This is a genomic window from Streptococcus mitis, from assembly GCF_946188685.1.
GTDB classification, from domain to species: Bacteria; Bacillota; Bacilli; order Lactobacillales; family Streptococcaceae; genus Streptococcus; species Streptococcus mitis_CC.
Genome location: NZ_CAMHWH010000012.1, coordinates 1 through 18,808, shown reverse-complemented (window position 1 = coordinate 18,808; position 18,808 = coordinate 1). Strand labels below are relative to the sequence as shown.

The window sequence follows — 18,808 nt, the reverse complement described above, 5'->3', positions numbered from 1 at the left end:
GGTAGAGGAGAAAAAACCAACCTCAAGGCTGGTTTCTTTTATATATTAATCTTCTTTCAACTTCGCTAATTCTTGGGCAAGGAGTTTAAGGGCAACTTGTGGGTTGGCTTGGCCTTTGGTTGCTTTCATAAGGAAGCCTGTAAAGGCCTTATCTGCGTTGCGTTTGCCTGACTTGAAGTCGGCAACAGCCGCTTCGTTATCGGTAAAGACTTGGTGGATAATTGGAATTAAGACAGCTGGATCAGAGATTTGGACCATACCTGCTTTTTCAACGTATTCACGCGCACCACCGCCATTTTTAGCTAGGTGGACAAAGACTTTCTTGGCAATCTTAGATGAGATAGTACCGTCTTCGATGATGGCGATCATTTCAACCAAGTTTTCTGGTGTCAATTCGATTTGTTCCAGTGTCTTACCTTCGGCGTTCAAGAACTGAGCAACCTCACCTTGGAGCCAGTTAGAGACTTGCTTGGCATCACCACCAAGAGCAACAGCTTTCTCAAAGAAGTCAGATGTGACTTTATTAGCAGTCAACTGGCTAGCATCGTAGTCTGACAAGCCAAGGTCAGATACATAACGTGCACGGCGTTCCTTTGGAAACTCTGGCAATTCAGTCCGCATTTCCTCAATCCACTCGTCTGAGATTTCAAAGAGTGGTAGGTCTGGTTCTGGGAAGTAGCGGTAGTCTGCAGCCCCTTCCTTGACACGCATGAGGATGGTTGCTTTGTTAGATTCATCGTAACGGCGTGTTTCTTGGCGGATTTGACCACCTGAGCGAAGGATTTCAGCTTGGCGTTGGACTTCGTATTCAAGACCTTTACGAACGTTTGAGAAGGAGTTGAGGTTTTTCAACTCTGTCTTGGTACCGAATTTCTCTTGACCATAAGGGCGAAGAGAGATATTGGCATCCACACGCATAGAACCTTCTTCCATCTTAACGTCAGAAATACCAGCGTACTGGATAACTTCCTTGAGGGCTGTTAGATAAGCGTAGGCTTCTTCAGGAGAACGCATGTCAGCTTCAGATACAATCTCAATCAATGGCACCCCTTGGCGGTTGAGGTCAACATAAGAGTAGCCATCTGTACCATGGGTGTTTTTACCAGCGTCTTCCTCTAGGTGGGCACGTTCGATACCGATTTTCTTAGTTGTACCGTCTTCTAGTTCCACTTCAATCCAGCCATTATAGCCGATTGGCTCATCAAACTGAGAAATTTGGTAGGCTTTGGGATTATCAGGGTAGAAGTAGTTCTTGCGGTCAAAGTGCATCTTTTTGTGGATGTCCATGTTGAGGGCAAGAGCTGCCTTGATACCTGCATCAACAACACCTTTGTTGAGAACCGGAAGTACTCCTGGGAAAGACCAGTCAATCACGTTAGTGTTGGCATTTTGGTCATTTCCGAAGTGGGCAGAAGTAGGTGAGAAGATTTTTGAATTGGTGTTGAGCTCTACGTGGACTTCAAGTCCAATGACTGTTTCAAAGTTCATTAGTTATCACCTCCAAAAATCACGGGTTGTTGTTTGTGGTAGTCTGTTGTCGCCTCAAAAGCAGCAGCAGCTTGGTAAATGGTTTCCTCAGAGTACTTAGGACCGATCAATTGGAGACCAACAGGCAGACCTTGAGCGAATCCAGCTGGAATCGAAATTCCTGGGAGACCTGCCAAATTGACTGGGATGGTCAAAAGGTCAGCCAAGTACATGGCAACTGGGTCGTGGTTGAGTGAGTCCAAATCGTAGGCAACACTTGGAGCGGTTGGACCCAAAATCAGGTCATAATCCGCAAAGACGTTTTCGAAATCTTGAATGATGAGGGTACGGACTTGACCAGCCTTCTTGTAGTAAGCATCGTAGTAACCTGATGAAAGGCTGAAAGTACCTAGCATGATACGTCGTTTCACTTCTTCACCGAAACCTTGGCTACGGCTGTTTACATAGATTTCATCAAGATTGGTTGCATCCTCTGCACGATAGCCGTAACGGATACCGTCAAAGCGTTGCAAGTTTGAGGAAGCTTCTGATGAAGCGATGATGTAGTAAACTGCCACACCGTATTTAGAGTGAGGAAGGCTGACTTCTTCAACGATAGCACCAAGTTTTTCAAAGTGCTTAGCAGCATTCAGAATGGTTTCCTTAACCTCTGGGTCAATCCCTTCGCCTAGGTATTCCTTAGGTAAAGCAATTTTCATACCCTTGATGTCTTGACCGATTTTTGAAGTAAAGTCGGCAATGCGGACAGGGGCAGAAGTAGAGTCTTTGGCATCTTCGCTGGCAATCGCATTGAGCAAGAGGGCATTTTCCCTAACAGTAGGAGCAAAAGGTCCAATCTGGTCTAATGAGCTACCAAAGGCAATGAGACCGAAACGTGAAACTGTTCCGTAGGTTGGTTTGAGACCAACAATCCCGTTAAAGGCAGCAGGTTGGCGGATAGAACCACCAGTATCAGAACCAAGTGATAAGCGGACTTGCCCTGACGCTACAGCTGCGGCCGAACCACTTGATGAACCACCAGGAACCTTGCTGTGGTCCCAAGCGTTTTTAGTTGCTCCGTAGTGAGAAGTTTCACCTGAACCACCCATGGCAAATTCGTCCATGTTGGTCTTTCCGACGACAATCATGCCTTTCGCTTTTGCATTGGAAACGGCTGTCGCATCAAAAATAGGCTCATAGTTGTAGAGCATTTTTGAAGCAGCAGTTGTGAGAATACCATCAGTAGAGATGTTATCCTTAACTGCAAGTGGAATTCCTGAGAGGGCATTATCAGCATCGATTCCTGCTTCATCAATAGCTTTAGCTTGCGCAAGGGCTTGCTCCTCAGCGATGGTAACAAAAGCGTTGATAGCTGTCTCGCGAGATTGGATATCTTCAAGCGTTGCTTGGGTCAATTCAGTTGCTGAAATTTCCTTAGAGACAAGGAGGTTGTGCAAGTCTTCAATAGTTTTGTTATTAAAAGTCATTAGGCATCTCCTCCATCGTCTAGGATAGCTGGTACCTTGATATAGTAGTTGTCTTTTTCAGGTACGTTTTTAAACAAGCGATCGCGGTCGGTTCCTTCTTCAGCCACATCAGGGCGGAGTACGGTCTTACGGTCAGCCATAGTCGTAGTAGGTGCGACACCAGTTGTGTCAACTTCGCCCAGCAATTCAACCATGTCAACAATTTTAGACAAGGTTGTCGCAAAGGCAGCAGTTTCTTCTTCAGAGAATCTTAATTTTGAAAGATTGGCAACGTGTGTTACCTCTTCTTGCGTAATTTTCATCTTGCATCCTTTCGTGAAATGATGATTTTTAGTCTGTTCTATTTTACCATATTTTCCTATAAATAAGGGAGGGGGAAGTGAAAAGAAATAGAAATTGAAAAAAATGGCAAAATCCGATATAATGGAGTGTTGAAAGGAATGGTAAAATCCAATGTAGAAATCATTCTTAGCTATTGGAACAAGAAAAATAGAGAATCAAAGAAAGAGAACTTATGAATATTCAAGAAGAAATTAAGAAACGTCGTACCTTTGCCATCATCTCCCATCCGGACGCGGGGAAAACAACCATCACTGAGCAGTTGCTCTACTTTGGGGGCGAGATTCGTGAGGCTGGTACCGTAAAAGGAAAGAAAACAGGGACTTTTGCCAAGTCTGACTGGATGGATATCGAGAAGCAACGTGGGATTTCGGTGACTTCATCTGTGATGCAGTTTGACTATGATGGCAAGCGTGTGAATATCCTCGACACGCCAGGGCATGAGGACTTTTCAGAAGATACCTATCGTACCTTGATGGCGGTGGATGCTGCAGTTATGGTTGTGGATTCTGCCAAGGGTATCGAGGCCCAAACCAAGAAATTGTTTGAAGTTGTCAAACACCGTGGAATTCCGGTCTTTACCTTTATGAATAAGCTGGACCGTGACGGTCGTGAGCCACTGGACCTCTTGCAAGAATTGGAAGAAGTCTTGGGCATTGCTAGCTATCCGATGAACTGGCCTATTGGGATGGGGAAAGCCTTCGAAGGGCTCTATGACCTCTATAACCAACGCTTGGAGCTCTACAAAGGGGATGAGCGTTTTGCCAGTCTAGAAGACGGGGACAAACTCTTTGGTAGCAATCCTTTCTACGAGCAAGTCAAGGATGATATTGAACTTTTAAATGAAGCTGGGAATGAGTTTTCAGAGGAAGCTATTCTGGCTGGAGAATTGACACCTGTCTTCTTCGGTTCAGCTTTGACAAACTTTGGTGTGCAGACCTTCCTTGAAACCTTCCTTAAGTTTGCTCCGGAACCTCATGGTCATAAGAAAACAGATGGTGAAATTGTGGATCCTTATGATAAAGATTTCTCAGGATTTGTCTTTAAAATCCAAGCCAATATGGACCCTCGTCACCGTGACCGTATTGCCTTTGTACGTATCGTATCGGGTGAATTTGAACGTGGTATGAGTGTCAACCTGCCTCGTACTGGTAAGGGTGCTAAACTTTCGAATGTTACTCAGTTTATGGCAGAAAGTCGTGAGAATGTGACCAATGCCGTGGCAGGTGATATTATCGGGGTTTACGATACAGGTACATATCAAGTTGGGGATACCTTGACAGTTGGGAAAAACAAGTTTGAATTTGAACCACTGCCAACCTTTACACCTGAGATTTTCATGAAAGTTTCTGCTAAGAATGTCATGAAGCAGAAATCCTTCCACAAGGGGATTGAGCAATTGGTGCAAGAAGGTGCCATTCAGCTTTATAAGAATTACCAAACAGGCGAGTATATGCTAGGCGCTGTAGGTCAACTCCAGTTTGAAGTCTTTAAACACCGCATGGAAGGCGAGTACAATGCGGAAGTAGTCATGAGCCCAATGGGTAAAAAGACCGTTCGTTGGATCAAGCCTGAGGAATTGGATGAACGGATGTCGTCAAGCCGCAATATCTTGGCTAAAGATCGTTTTGACCAACCAGTCTTCCTCTTTGAAAATGACTTTGCCCTCCGCTGGTTTGCTGATAAGTATCCAGACGTAGAGTTGGAGGAAAAAATGTAGATCGCCAAAGTTACTTGATTGTGTAACAATCTAAGTAACTAACGCCAAGTTTCTATGGAACATGGCTAGGCGCTCCACTAGTAAAGTTTTACGAATAATATCGATTCGTGGATTTTTCCGTCGTAATAGATATAAAAGGGTAACTGTCTTACTAACTATGTTTGGAAAATATAATCGATATGCCAAACTCTGTGTTATTATTCAGTAATTATATTTGATTGTATAACAATAAAAGTAATTAATGCTAAATCTATTGAAAATGGCTAAACACTTCACTAGTAAAAACCCACGAATGATTTCGATTCGTGGGCTTTTCTTTTGTAACAGAAAGGAAGTGACTGTCTTACTAACTACGTTTGGCAAATGTAATCGATTTGCCAAACTCTGTGTAGTGATGTGAAAATTAGTAACTGCTGTGGATGTCAGGATTCACAGCTTTTTTTGATTTCAAAAATGACAATATAACAAAAATAAGGTAGGAAAGTTTATTGACGTTATGACAGTTGTTATAGTTTTATTTTTATAGTATGAATTTTAAAAAAGGGAATGTTAAAATCGGTTTGATTTTTTTGGAGGGGTTCCTATTATAGAGAGGAGTCAATATATAAATAGATTTGAAACCTCGTATTTTTTTAAAAAAACAATATAATATCTTGACTATCGTTTGCTCGCGGTGTATACTATAAAAGTATGATTAGAATGGGCTGGATTGTCCATTTTTGAAATGTGATGAAAGGGTAAAACATGTTTTTTAGACGTCAGAAAGGTGAGTATAGAGAAACCGACCGTGTGACGCGGTATAAGTTAATCAAATCAGGAAAACATTGGTTGCGAGCTTCAACCTCTCTTTTTGGTTTGTTCAAGGTCTTGCGTGGTGGTGTAGACACGACGCAAGTCATGACAGAAGCAGTAGAGGATAAAGTGAGTCCTTCTATTACAGGTCTGGATATTATCAAGGGGATTGCTGCCACAGGGGCCGTTTTAGGTGGTGCTGTTGCTAGTCAAACAAAAGTGTTTGCAAATGAAACGGTAGCAATGGAAAAGACACTGGAAAATCCAGATCTTTTGGTTACCAATGATACGGTAGTTTTGGGGACTACTTCAAAAGTAGATACAAGTAAGGTTGTGAGCGAAAGTTTATCGATTTCTCAATCTTTATTTACTAGTGTCTCAGAGAGTATTTCGATTTCTAGTGTTTCAGAGAGTGTTTCAGCAAGCGCAAGTATAATGGATTCGATGTCATTGTTAGGTTCTTCCTCTGTAAATACTAGCCAATCAACGGTACCTATAAGTAACTCGGTTTCAACTACTATGTCTGAAACAGTTAGCGGATCGGAAGTTCAATCCGAAGAGACATTAGGCAAAAAAGGATTATCTAACTTATCTCCTATATCTGAATTGAGGCTTGCTAAATTGGATAGAGGTCCACTTGAGGAGAATGGAGGCATCACTAGCCTTGTTGGAGCTACAGCTGCTACATTATTATCTTCAGAGATTTCTACTAAACAACAGGATGAAAATCGTAAGAAGCTTGCAAAACTCTCATCTGAAATGGGTGAATACTTAGCGAAAGCTGCTGGTTTGCCAAACACTGATTCTGCAATTACTAAGGTAAATGCAGCAGTGACAGCCATTGAAAAAGCCTTGGCGGATCCGACTAGTGATTTGACAGCAGTGGTGCAAAAAGCGACTCAAGCTCGTAATTCGATTGCCAATGCTGTTTTGAGAGCCAATTCTGGTGCGCGTGATGCCCGTAATGGGAAAGCCATGTTACGTGATGCTTCTCTAAGAGCAAGTTGGGCTCCTATTCAGAATGACGGACGTATGACGCTAAGTAGTCCAACTGCTACCTTTGATAAGCCTTCTGGTATCGCGACGTACACCATGAATGTCCATGCTGATAGTGCCTTGAGTCATGTCGGTGTAAAAATCGAAGTCGGCAAAGGTGGACATGTCCAAAGTGCGACCTTTAACGGTAGTTCAATGGAAAAAACATATACAAAGGGAGATGAGGCAGGTTATAGTTATCGTCATGGCCAAAATAGGAACTTAGAGGGACAAGTTGTAGTAAGAGTCAAATACGATAATAATGTTCCGACTGCGACTGCGAAAATGCAGGTTCAAGTAAGTTCTGCTCCTATTTATGAAAATACTCCAGGAAATGGTTCGCAAGTTCAATCGGCAAGTTTTTCAACTGGCTATAGACAACAAACTACCAATACGAATACCAACACAACATTCCGTTTTAATGTTACTGCCTATAAAGAAGTTTTTAATGGTGATGTCATTGGGGATAACGTAGGTTTAGAAGGAGTAAATACTAATTCAGGCCGCGTTAAGTATATGAACATCGAGAATCGTAATGTAATTCCTGGGGTGAGTTATCTAGGTCCTAACAATAATGAACGATTAGACAGACCAGCTGTAACTGCTCGATTGGAGGGAACGGTTGGTGGAAACAATGCTTCAGCTGAAGTTGGAAAAACATATGTTTATCGTTTTGTAGGAACTAATTATTCTGGTGCCCAAGCTGCTGCTAATGTAGGCTACTATATTAAAGGTTTCAACGAACGTCATGATATCCAAAGTGGCGATACTGTTCAGGTTTCTGATCTGGATCATTTGACACCTGATGAAGTTAAGGAAGTTTATAATAATTTTGTTAGAAAACAATCGAATTTAACGGACTTATCCAAAAATGGAGATCTTGCTCCAAATATTGCTGAAGCAAGTCAAACGACCAATCCAGATGGTAGTTTTACGCTATCTTACCCTGGTACCAAATCTAAAATTGACGTTGCAACAGATGGTACTATCACGGTTACTTATCGTGATGGTTCTACTAGTGTCATCAATGCTTCTTTAGAAAAAGAAAAAGTACCTCCAGTAACAACCGTTACTGTGACCCGTAATGGTAAACCTCTAGCTGCAGAAACAGGACCAATAGCAGGAGGTAAATATTACTATATCTATGCGGGTGATGATTTCACAGTTGATATGACTGCGACTGATAACAAGGGCAAGTTGAGAGAATTTAAACTTGTTCCAGAATCAGACAATTTCAGACCTGCTTCTGACTTGGCTGACAATATCTTTAAAGGTTCGGAATATGGTACGGGGAAAGTTGCTTCCCTGTCAGATCCTAATGGTGAAATCGTTGCGACTGAATCTAGTCCAGCTCGAATTACTGTTACAGGACACATGAAGGATGATTTGGCATTCGCCAATGGGAATCATTGGCGCAGAAATGCTGTAGCAACAGATAAGGCTGGTAACTATACTCAAGCTGGGGATGCAAATACAGGAAACTTCTTTATTAAGCAACGTGCTTTGAATGAGCGTTACAAATATGAATCAGAATTTACAATAAAAAATCCTGAGTTCACGCCTGTTGTAGATAAGAATAATCTCACGGGGCCTGAGAAGAATGATGTTAAGGCTGCTATTTATGCTAAAAATGATAAAGACGCATACCGTATTAAAACAATTGAAGTAAAAGATAATGGTGAAGCGACTATTGTCTATAAAGATGGTACACGTAGCGAACCGATTCCACCATCTGTAACAGTCAACGAACGTCCTAAGTTAGTTATTCCTTATGACAATCCGGATACCAAAGAAATCTATCTATATCGCAACGAACCGGTTAATATTACCCTCAAAGCGACGGATGACTCTGGAAAAATCAATTCATTGAAATTTACTAGACCTGATGGGACCAGTGATGGAACTGGTAGTGGAGCTACTAATGATTATGGTGGTTTCACTGGGGTAACACGTTCTAATACTATCACTTCTACGACAAACCAAGCCGATGCTAAGATTACCTTGACAGGTACCCTAAATAAAAGCCTGCAAAAAGGGGCATTTACTGAACGTAAACTCGTAGCTACGGATAACCAGAATACATCAAATAAAACTGATAATAATGAAGGTTATATCAAGTTTGTTGTTAAAGATCAAACGGATAAGTATAATGCCGTAGCTAAAGTAGATACCATTTATACCTATGCAGGTGAAACAGCAGCAGATTTGGGAAATGCAGCTAACTTTGTTCAACTTGAAGGTGGGAAGTCTCTGCCTGCAGGAGCAACGGTTGCCTGGACGAATACGATTAATAATTCGACTACTGGAACAAAGAGTGCTGTTGCGCGTGTTACGTATTCGGATGGTTCAACCGATGATGTAACGGTCAACTATAAGGTTTTGGCTACGATTGCCCCTAAAGGTCCAGTAAATGATATTCAAGGTACAAATCCTCATAACGGCAACTTATGGCATGATTATGTAACTAAGCAAGGAAGTGATGACTATCCAAGTGGAGCAAGTCAAACTTGGAGAAAAAATGGCCAGCCTGTAGCAAATTCACCGATTAGCACAGCAGAGACAGGTAGACACAATTATCAAGTCACCTTTACCTACCCTGTTGGTCGTACAGGTGCAGGGGATACTGCTAAACTAAGTAAAACCGTTGATGTTGTTCATGATGTTTATAAATTTGAATCAGACCGTTCTTATACTTTTACACAGAATAAGACTGATGAACAAGGTTATAAACAAGCTGTAGCAAATCCTAAAGAAGCCATTACAAGAGTAACAGGAAGTCCGGATTTTAACACGGCAAACACTAATTTCAAATGGGTTGGTGGTGCGCCGTCGCTTACGACAGTTGGAACATTTACTAAACAAGTGGAGGTAGAGTTACCTGCAGACTCAACAGGTGTCAGAGTTAAACAAAATGTCCCTGTTACTGTGAGAGTAAATCCACAAGCACCTGAAATAGCAGCTGATTCAGTTACTGAAAAGGGTGGCTTGCCAAATCGTTCAATTGTAGTAACGAATGTAACTCCAGGAGCTACAGTAACGTTGACGATTGGTGGTCAGACAATTCCAAAACAAGCAACAGGAACAAGTGTGACATTTGGACCGTCTGATTTGAAACGGGTTACTGATGCCAATAATGGCTTGTTGCCTACAGGCGATGTAACGGTTAAACAAGAGAAGGTTGTAAGTAATCCTGCTGGAGGAACTGAGACTCTTACTTCTGCCACAACTTCTAAGACGATTACAGCGGAAACTGAAAGACCAAATGTAGAAGTTGTTCTGCAAGTTAAGGATGGGGACAAATGGGTTGATCAACCTAAGAAAGCTGTTCGTAATAATGCTAATGACGAAAACGGACGTACTGCTAGTGGATATGAACTTTACGCTGGGGATGAATATCGATTTGTTGTGAAAGCTACGGATAACAGTGGTAAGATTCGTAATCTAGAAGTATGGGATGGTAGGACTGTCACAACTAACATGACAGAAACTACTCATAATTCTAATGGAACGATTACCAATATCACTGCAACTCCGACAACAGCTACTACTGCGAATCCAGCTACGTTGACAATCACAGGTACATACAACGCAAATCAAAGATATGCCCCAGGAAATGTTTGGTCACGTGAGATTCGTACAAAAGACCTTTCTGAAAATATAAATAATGACACTACATTTAAGGTTGTTCAAGGGAAATTAAGTGAAAAATTCCCAGGTAAAGTGCCAGCGACAGTTCAAGTAAGTAATACGACAACTCCATCAGAAGATGATAAACAAAAGATTCTTGCAGCGGTAAAAGCATCAAATCCACAAGATGCAAATCGTATACAAGGCTATGAAATATCAAATGATGGTACTGTGACCATTACTTATAAGGATGGTACAACGAATACAGTAAAACCAGACTTATCTGACTCGGACTATAGATCGAAATCAGTAAGCACAAGTGCGGTAGCATCTACCTCAGTGTCAACGAGTGTGATCACCTCACGCTCAACCTCTGAGAGTGTAATCACATCTAGATCGACATCTGAGAGTGTGATCACCTCACGCTCAATTTCTGAGAGTGTTGTGACATCTAGATCAACCTCTGAAAGTATAGTATCCTCACGTTCTACCTCTGCTTCTACATCGACATCAGCAAGTACATTGACATCAAGAAGCGTTAGCCAAAGTGCATCGACAAGTTCGAGCCAAAGTGCATCGACAAGCGCATCTAAGTCCGCATCGACAAGTTCGAGCCAAAGTGCCTCAACGAGCGCGTCTAAGTCAGCGTCAACAAGTGCAAGTCAGTCAGCAAGCACATCAGCTAGTCAGTCAGTATCGACAAGTGCAAGCCAGTCAGCAAGTCAATCGGCATCTGAGTCAGCATCAACAAGCGCGTCGACATCAGCAAGTCAATCAGCATCTGAGTCAGCATCGACAAGTGCATCGACATCAGCAAGTCAATCGGCATCTGAATCAGCTTCAACAAGTGCTTCAACGAGCGCAAGTCAATCAGCGTCAGAGTCCGCATCGACAAGTGCGTCGACATCAGCAAGTCAATCGGCATCTGAGTCAGCATCAACAAGTGCGTCGACATCAGCAAGTCAATCGGCATCTGAGTCAGCATCAACAAGCGCGTCGACATCAGCAAGTCAATCAGCATCTGAGTCCGCATCGACAAGTGCATCGACATCAGCAAGTCAATCAGCGTCTGAGTCCGCATCAACAAGTGCATCGACATCAGCGTCTGAGTCCGCATCAACAAGTGCATCGACATCAGCGTCTGAGTCCGCATCAACAAGTGCAAGTCAATCAGCGTCAGAATCAGCATCGACAAGTGCATCAACAAGCGCAAGTCAATCAGCATCTGAATCAGCTTCAACAAGCGCGTCGACATCAGCAAGTCAATCGGCATCTGAGTCAGCTTCAACAAGTGCGTCGACATCAGCAAGTCAATCGGCATCTGAATCAGCTTCGATAAGTGCCTCAACAAGTGCAAGTCAATCAGCGTCAGAATCAGCATCGACAAGTGCTTCAACAAGCGCAAGTCAATCAGCGTCAGAATCAGCATCGACAAGTGCTTCAATAAGTGCAAGTCAATCGGCGTCTGAATCAGCTTCACCAAGCACATCACCTTTAGAGTCAGCGTCAACAAGCGCCTCAGAATCAGCAAGTACATCACCTTCAGAGTCAGCTTCACCAAGCGCTTCAGAATCAGCAAGTACAAGCGCTTCTGAAACGCCATCAGAATCAGCAGGTAAGTCAAGACAGCAATTGCCAAATACTGGTACAGAAGCATCCAAATCATCTGTACTTTTAGGAGCTTTGGCAGCTGTAACTGGTCTAGGTTTGTTTGCGAAACGCCGTAAACGTGATGATGAAGAATAATTGAGTTAAAAATATGTAGAGAGTATTTTTATCTCGATTTATAAAACTCCCTTAGATGATCTTCCATCTAAGGGAGTTTTTTCACGATGCGACTATTGCTTCGTCTCGTTCTGTAGTGTAGTGAGTCTATAATATACTATAGAATAAGATGATGTGGCTTCTAAAGTAATGTTAGAAATTGGATTTGAATGCCCCAATCGATTTATTCTCATCTTATTTCTATCGACTATATACCAAAAAAACTTCAAGCGCATATAATAAATGTATTGAAGCGAATTGTAAAGTGGAAGGAGAAAATATTACACAAAGGCTTATAGTCTATTGCATGGAGATTTCACCAAGGTTTTTAAATGCTTTTAGAAGGAATCTATATTGTAAAATAGTGCTATTTTTGGTATAATTATATATTAGGCAATAGAATGTTTTTATTAAGTTTAATAGTATGAAATGGTAGGTATTATGAGTAAGAAAGTAATTGTTCTTGCAGCAAATCAAGCTTATGTGAGTTATTTAGAAACAACAATTAAATCTATATGTAGCCATATGAAACAGATTAAGTTTTATATCCTAAATGAAGACATTCCAACTGATTGGTTCCAGTTAGTAGAGAATCATCTTGAAATAATAGATTCAGAGATTGTAAATGTTAGATGTTCTTCAGCTATGTTTCAAGATTATAAACTTCCAACAGCTCATTTAAACTATGCTACTTATTTTCGTTATTTAATTCCGAATCATGTCGTAGAAGATAGAGCCTTGTACTTGGATAGTGATATGATTGTGACACAGGATTTATCAAATCTATTTGAACTGGATATGCAAGGTTATCCTGTTGCTGCAGTTGAGGACTTACCGACAACTTCGGATAAGTTTAACGCTGGATTATTATTGATAGATAATAAAAAATGGAGAGAGGAAGATGTTGTGAAACAGTTATTTGATTTGACTGCTCAACATCATCATGAGGTCTATGGGGATCAAGGAATCTTGAATCTCGCTTTTCAGGATAATTGGTATCGTCTTCCTCTAACCTATAATCTTCAAGTGGGATCAGATAGTCAACAATTTACACTAGGAGATATGGCTTGGTATGATCTTTTTAAAGGAAAACCAGCAGTTATTCACTATACTACAGGTTTGAAGCCGTGGCATCAACATCATTTTAATCGATTCAGAGAAGAATGGTGGTTTTATTACGGGTTGTCATGGGATGATGTTCTTCTTAGAAAATATCCTGCAAAGGAAGGATGGAACGCTCTTGTTTCAACACCACCTTATCAAACCGCTATTTACACGAATACTGTGAATTTGCATGAAGCAGAGAAGCTGATTAGAGCTCTTCCACAAGTGAATTTTAATATTTTGGCTCACTGCTATTTTGCTCCAGAAATTTTAATGTTAGAAAAGTATCAAAATGTTACTCTGTATCCGTGCTTTGATCCTTTGACGCATGAAAAAGTTTTCAACCAGTTAGATTTTTATCTAGATATTAACTATGAGGGCGAAATCTATAATATTATACAAAAGGTGGTTGATAAGGAAATTCCTTTCTATTCTTTCCAAGCAACAAATCATGCACATGAAATCTCTCACTATGTTTTTGAAAATCAAGATGTTCAAGGGATGATTCAGCATATCAAAAACTATTTGGATACCCTAGAAAATAAGGAGAACAAATGAAAACAGAACCATTAATCAGTGTTATCGTACCAGTTTATAATGTAGCACCTTATCTAGAATATTCTCTTAATAGTATTCAGCAGCAATCTTATCAACAGTTAGAAATTATTTTAGTTGATGATGGTTCAACAGATGATTCATCTAGTATTTGTAAAAAATATCTAAATCAAGATTTAAGATTTAAGTATATCTATCAAGAAAATGCAGGATTATCAGCGGCACGTAATACAGGGATTGCTGCAGCAAGCGGAGAATATATTACCTTTGTGGATTCGGATGATTGGTTGGATACGAGTGCGATTGAAATACTTTATCGGAATTTGAAAAAATATGACGCAGATATTGCGGCAGGAAACTATAATCTGTATAATGACAGTAAGCAAGAGTTCTCCTTTAAAGTTTTTGATAGCGATTATAGGGAGCAAGTTTATGCAGATAAAGAAATTATGTATCAGTTTGCTGAGCAGGAGATGAAGGACATGGCCTGGGCGTGCTCTGTAATGAAACTATATAAAAGGGACTTATTTGCAGGTTTACGTTTTCCTCTAGGAAAAAATGTTGAAGATACTTTTGTCATATACAAAGTTTTTCTTAAAGCTAAGAGAGTTGTTCATGTGGAGAAGGCTATTTATTGGTATCGGGTAGGAAGAGAAGGTACATTGAATAATGTTTGGACGGAAAAACGAGTTATGAATGAAATGGAAGCTTGGAATGAGCGCTTAGCCCTTATTGCAATGATGGGACATGATATATCTGGTCATAGTTATATTTATTATTGTCGCTTAACCCGAGCTCTTGAAATGATGGAAAAAGTTGGTTTACAAGGAACAGAAACCTATAGACGTGTGAAAGAAAATTATTATATTCGTTCAAGAGAATGGGAAAAGTAAAAAATGTTTATAATTGCAAAGAAAACAGATGATAAAGTACCGAAAATTAAGGAAATTTTTCAAAAATTAGAGAAGTCCTTAACCATATTCTATATTGATTGTTTTGATAATCTAGATAGTCTTGAACAAGGGGAGTTAACAGCGCTGACATACTTTCTAATGAAAGAAGAGGGGAAACCTCTCTTTTTTAACAATTTACCTCTGCCCCCTTACTGGGAGATAACGACAGATGGTTTAGAAGGCTATGTATATGATCAAGGTAAAAAGAAGGCTGGTATCCAGTTTCGTCAACCACAATCAGAGCGTACTGTCGCGAGAGTTTACTGGTATGATGAAGAAGAAAAATGTATCTGGATAGACTATTACAGCGCTTATGGTTGGAAAGTTTGTCGTGAGCTTTTAGATGAAGAAGAAAAGAGTGTACTGAGAACTATTTACAACTCAGAAGGGAGAGAACTTCTGGTAGAGTGGTTACAACAAGATAAAATAGCTTACTTTGATTCGCAGAAGAACCCGACTATCTATCCGAATCGTCATTCTTTTCTCCTTAAAGTATTAGAAGAGATAGTAGAGAGAAAAGATATTTTAATTTTGGGAGAAGAGATTCTCTCGCTTCTTCCCTCAAGCAAGAAAGACAATTACTATTATTTGGCAGATGATATAACAGAGGCTAATAAGATTGCAGACCGAGTGAATCAGGTACTAGTAATGTCTCCTAGAATTTCTGACGTTTCTCCTTACACTCATTTATATGGGATTGCCCTAGATAAACCAGTCCCAGTTAGACCACAAGCTATGATTGTTACGAATTCTGAATGGATAGAAGGTTTAGAACAACTATTGATTCAGTTTCCAGAGATTGATTTCCATGTAGGAGCAGTTACTGAGATGGGGAGTCGTATTACTAATTTATCTAGTTACTCTAATATCTATATCTATCCTGGGATGACTTATCAACTTTTCCAAGAACTACTCGATAGAAGTAGTTTCTATTTCGATATTCAGTATGATATTGAAATTTTCGCCTCTTCCTTACGTGCAGTAGAAAAAGGTGTATTACTTTATACATTGGATAATTTAACTCATCATGAAGAATATAAACAATTAGAAACTTGCTACGATACAATAGAGTCTCTCATTCAAAATGTACGCCAAGTTTTAGAAAATCCTGATAAGTATCATCAATTATCTAGAAATCAAGCTCAAATATTAGGAGTAGCTAGTTTAGAAGATTATCGTAGTTTATTTGATAGGTGGGAGAGAAAAAATGACGGTTTATAATTTTAATCTACTCTTAGGCTTTGAAGCAAATGGTGTAGATGTTGCCCAAGCCCATCGTTTGCAATTGTTTCGTAGTTTAGATTTAGATACTCGTTTTGTTTTTACTCAGTGGCCTAATTCTGATCAGTTGGATTATTTTTTATCAAAGGGCTATGATTATGAAGAACTTTTATTTGCCCAACTTCTTTTTACAGATCAACAAAGTGCAGCACCAACTCTTTCTCCACATGAACTAGAAGAACAGCTAGGTTTAAAAACTTCGCAAATCATTCATGAAACACCTTCAGCAAGAACTTATCAGTTGAACGAAGGAGAGCTACTTGTTTTCGTATATGGCAAAAAAGACCTCTCTAAAGTGCAGTTTATTGAATATTTTTCAGGGGGATATTTACTCAAAAGAGAAACCTATGCCTCAACAAAATTAGTAACAGATTATTTCATTTTGAATTATCAAAATGATCATGTTTTAGCTGAATTAGGAAGACGAGTCTATCATAATTTAGATGGAAGTGTCGGACTAGAAGAAATTTTAGTCAATGGGAAACAGCGTTATTTGCTTCATAATGAAAAATTAATAACACATGCAGAATTGATGGAAATCTTTGTTAAAAAACTTCAATTGAAGGCAAATGATATTGTGATTATGGATAGAGCTTCAAATATGGATTTTGCGCGTCCTTTGTTGGAGCAACAGTCAGGAGCTCGGTTGGGATTGGTATTCCATTCGGAACATACTTTTGGGGATCAACCTTTTAGCTATGAATATTATTACCCTGTAAAATATGCTCATCGTTTTGATTTTATGATTGTTTCGACTGACCTACAGGCAAAAGTTTTGAAAGAATCTTTTGAGAAAGAGGGAAAGGAAGCTCCTAGGATTTATGTGATTCCTGTAGGGAGCCTGAAACAGTTACACTATTCTGAGCAAGATAGAAAAGCTACCAAAGTGATGACGGCGTCTCGATTGATATATTCTAAGCGCGTGGATTTAGCAATTCGCGCAGTCGCATTGGCTAATAAAAAAGGTGGAGATATTGAGTTTTCTATTTTTGGACGTGGTATAGAGTATGATGGTTTGGAAAATCTTATCCAAGAATTAGGAGCACAGGAGTATGTTCATTTAATGGGCTATGCAGATCTGACAGCTCAATATTTGAATCATAGTATTTATCTGACAACTTCTTTATCCGAAACATTTGGTTTAACCTTGATGGAAGCGACTGGAGCAGGATTAGCAATGGTTGGTTTTGACTTGAGATATGGAAATCCATCCTTTATAAAAGATGGTTTTAATGGTTATCTAGTTTCTTTTGAGGATAAAAGTGATCAAGAAAGAGTCGAGGAAATTGCTCAAATTCTCTTGAAACTGACTTCAAAAGACTTATCTAGCTATCAAGAAGCTTCCTATCGTCTGGCAAGCTCGTATTTAGAAGAAAATATTCTAGAGTTGTGGAAAGAATTTTTTAGCAATGAGTTGTCAATTTCTTTTCAAAAATAAAAAGGAGATGAAATCGTGACAGAATTAATAAGTATCATTGTACCTATTTATAACGTTGAAGAATATCTTAAAGATTGTCTAGATAGTATCCAGAAACAGACCTACCAAAACTATGATTGTATCATGATTAACGATGGATCAACGGATAGTTCTAGAGAAATAGCAGAAACCTATTTAGTAGATAGTCGTTTTCGACTAATTAATCAAGATAATCAAGGATTGAGTGCTGCAAGAAATACAGGATTTAGGAATCTTAAGGAAGAATCTTCTTTTGTAGCTTTTGTTGATAGTGATGATTATCTCGACCCCTTATTTTTAGAAAAATTAACAGAACAAATCTCAGAAGATGTTGATATTATAGAAGGGACAATTCAGAGTTATAAAGAAGGTATCTACTATAATCTTCTTCAAATTCATCAAGATAAGATGGTTTTTACTACTGTAGAAGAAAAATTAGAACAGCTTGCGTCCCAGGGGCTGAGAACTAGTGTCTTCCCTAAATTGTATAGAAAAAGTCTGTTAAATGATAACTTTTTTCCTAAAGGATTCATCTTTGAAGATTTAGCAGTTATTCCAGAGCTAGTCACTCTTTCAAAAAAATGGGTTAAGATACAGGATGTTCTTTATTATTATAGAATCCGTGAAAATTCAATTACAACGAAATCATTCTCTGAGAAAAACTTAGATATTTTTAAAATTCTTGAGAAATTTGATTTATTCTTTATAGATGCAAATTTCAATGTAAAGCTTTGGGCTGAAAGACTCAAATTTCTACATTTAAATCATCAATATGAAACGACAGTCTTAGAAGATAATCCTTATGTTTCGAAATATCAAGAAAAACTTGAAAAGTTGATGCTTAAAATAAAAAAATATGAGAAGAGAGAAGTGACAGGAGAGTTGATTAGTATCATTATTTCTGTCTCTAATACCGAGCCTTATTTACGTCAGTGTTTAGATAGTCTTCTTAATCAAACTTATATTAGTTTTGAGGTTATTCTGTTAAATAATGGCTCAAAAGATTTTTCGGCTGCTATCTGTCAAGAATATGTTGAGAAGGATAATCGCTTTAAGTATTTTGAAACAGAACAGGATAGTATCTCTTCTTCTTATAATTTAGGAATCGAACGTTCGGGGGGGGGGGGGGGGGGGGGGGGTATAAAAAAAATGTGGGGGGGGGGGGGGGGGGGGGGGGGGGGGGGGGGGGGGGGGGGGGGGGGGGGGGGGGGGGGGGGGGGGGGGGGGG

General features: G+C 39.7%; 10 protein-coding genes. 7 read left to right on the top strand and 3 right to left on the bottom strand.

Annotation, left to right across the window (positions count from 1 at the left end):
• Window positions 1-45: 45 nt before the first annotated feature.
• Genes gatB through gatC form a run of 3 tightly spaced genes read right to left on the bottom strand, consistent with a single transcriptional unit; the run spans window position 46 to window position 3,256 of the window.
• Window positions 46-1,488 (bottom strand): Asp-tRNA(Asn)/Glu-tRNA(Gln) amidotransferase subunit GatB, encoded by a 1,443-nt coding sequence (gene gatB, locus N8N51_RS09520; RefSeq protein ID WP_261104093.1) that lies wholly within the window; start codon window positions 1,486-1,488, stop codon window positions 46-48.
• A complete protein-coding gene (gene gatA / locus N8N51_RS09515) occupies window positions 1,488-2,954 on the bottom strand; it encodes an Asp-tRNA(Asn)/Glu-tRNA(Gln) amidotransferase subunit GatA (RefSeq protein WP_261104092.1) in 1,467 nt (488 codons plus the stop codon). The genes gatB and gatA overlap by 1 nt, the downstream gene beginning before the upstream one ends.
• Window positions 2,954-3,256: an Asp-tRNA(Asn)/Glu-tRNA(Gln) amidotransferase subunit GatC gene (gatC, locus tag N8N51_RS09510; RefSeq protein WP_000705419.1), complete on the bottom strand. Its 303-nt coding sequence runs from the start codon at window positions 3,254-3,256 to the stop codon at window positions 2,954-2,956. The genes gatA and gatC overlap by 1 nt, the downstream gene beginning before the upstream one ends.
• Window positions 3,257-3,468: 212 nt before the next feature.
• Here gatC and N8N51_RS09505 point away from each other — a divergent pair, with 212 nt between their 5' ends.
• The 7 genes from N8N51_RS09505 to N8N51_RS09475 form a co-directional block, all read left to right on the top strand.
• Window positions 3,469-5,013, top strand: coding sequence for a peptide chain release factor 3 (locus N8N51_RS09505; protein ID WP_261020342.1), 1,545 nt, complete (start codon window positions 3,469-3,471; stop codon window positions 5,011-5,013).
• Between the two features lie 744 nt (window positions 5,014-5,757).
• Window positions 5,758-12,213 (top strand): accessory Sec-dependent serine-rich glycoprotein adhesin, encoded by a 6,456-nt coding sequence (locus N8N51_RS09500; protein WP_314725900.1) that lies wholly within the window; start codon window positions 5,758-5,760, stop codon window positions 12,211-12,213.
• Window positions 12,214-12,672: 459 nt separating this feature from the next.
• Window positions 12,673-13,893: a glycosyltransferase family 8 protein gene (locus N8N51_RS09495; RefSeq protein WP_261104091.1), complete on the top strand. Its 1,221-nt coding sequence runs from the start codon at window positions 12,673-12,675 to the stop codon at window positions 13,891-13,893.
• On the top strand, window positions 13,890-14,783 hold the full coding sequence (locus N8N51_RS09490; protein ID WP_261104090.1) for a glycosyltransferase family 2 protein: 894 nt from the start codon (window positions 13,890-13,892) through the stop codon (window positions 14,781-14,783). Before N8N51_RS09495 ends, N8N51_RS09490 begins: the two co-directional genes overlap by 4 nt.
• 3 nt (window positions 14,784-14,786) lie before the next feature.
• Window positions 14,787-16,064, top strand: coding sequence for a hypothetical protein (locus N8N51_RS09485; protein WP_261104089.1), 1,278 nt, complete (start codon window positions 14,787-14,789; stop codon window positions 16,062-16,064).
• Window positions 16,051-17,562, top strand: a complete 1,512-nt coding sequence (locus tag N8N51_RS09480) for a glycosyltransferase (RefSeq protein WP_261104088.1) — start codon at window positions 16,051-16,053, stop codon at window positions 17,560-17,562. Before N8N51_RS09485 ends, N8N51_RS09480 begins: the two co-directional genes overlap by 14 nt.
• A 15-nt stretch (window positions 17,563-17,577) precedes the next feature.
• On the top strand, window positions 17,578-18,808 hold a 1,231-nt coding region (locus tag N8N51_RS09475; RefSeq protein ID WP_261104087.1), incomplete at its 3' end, for a glycosyltransferase family 2 protein.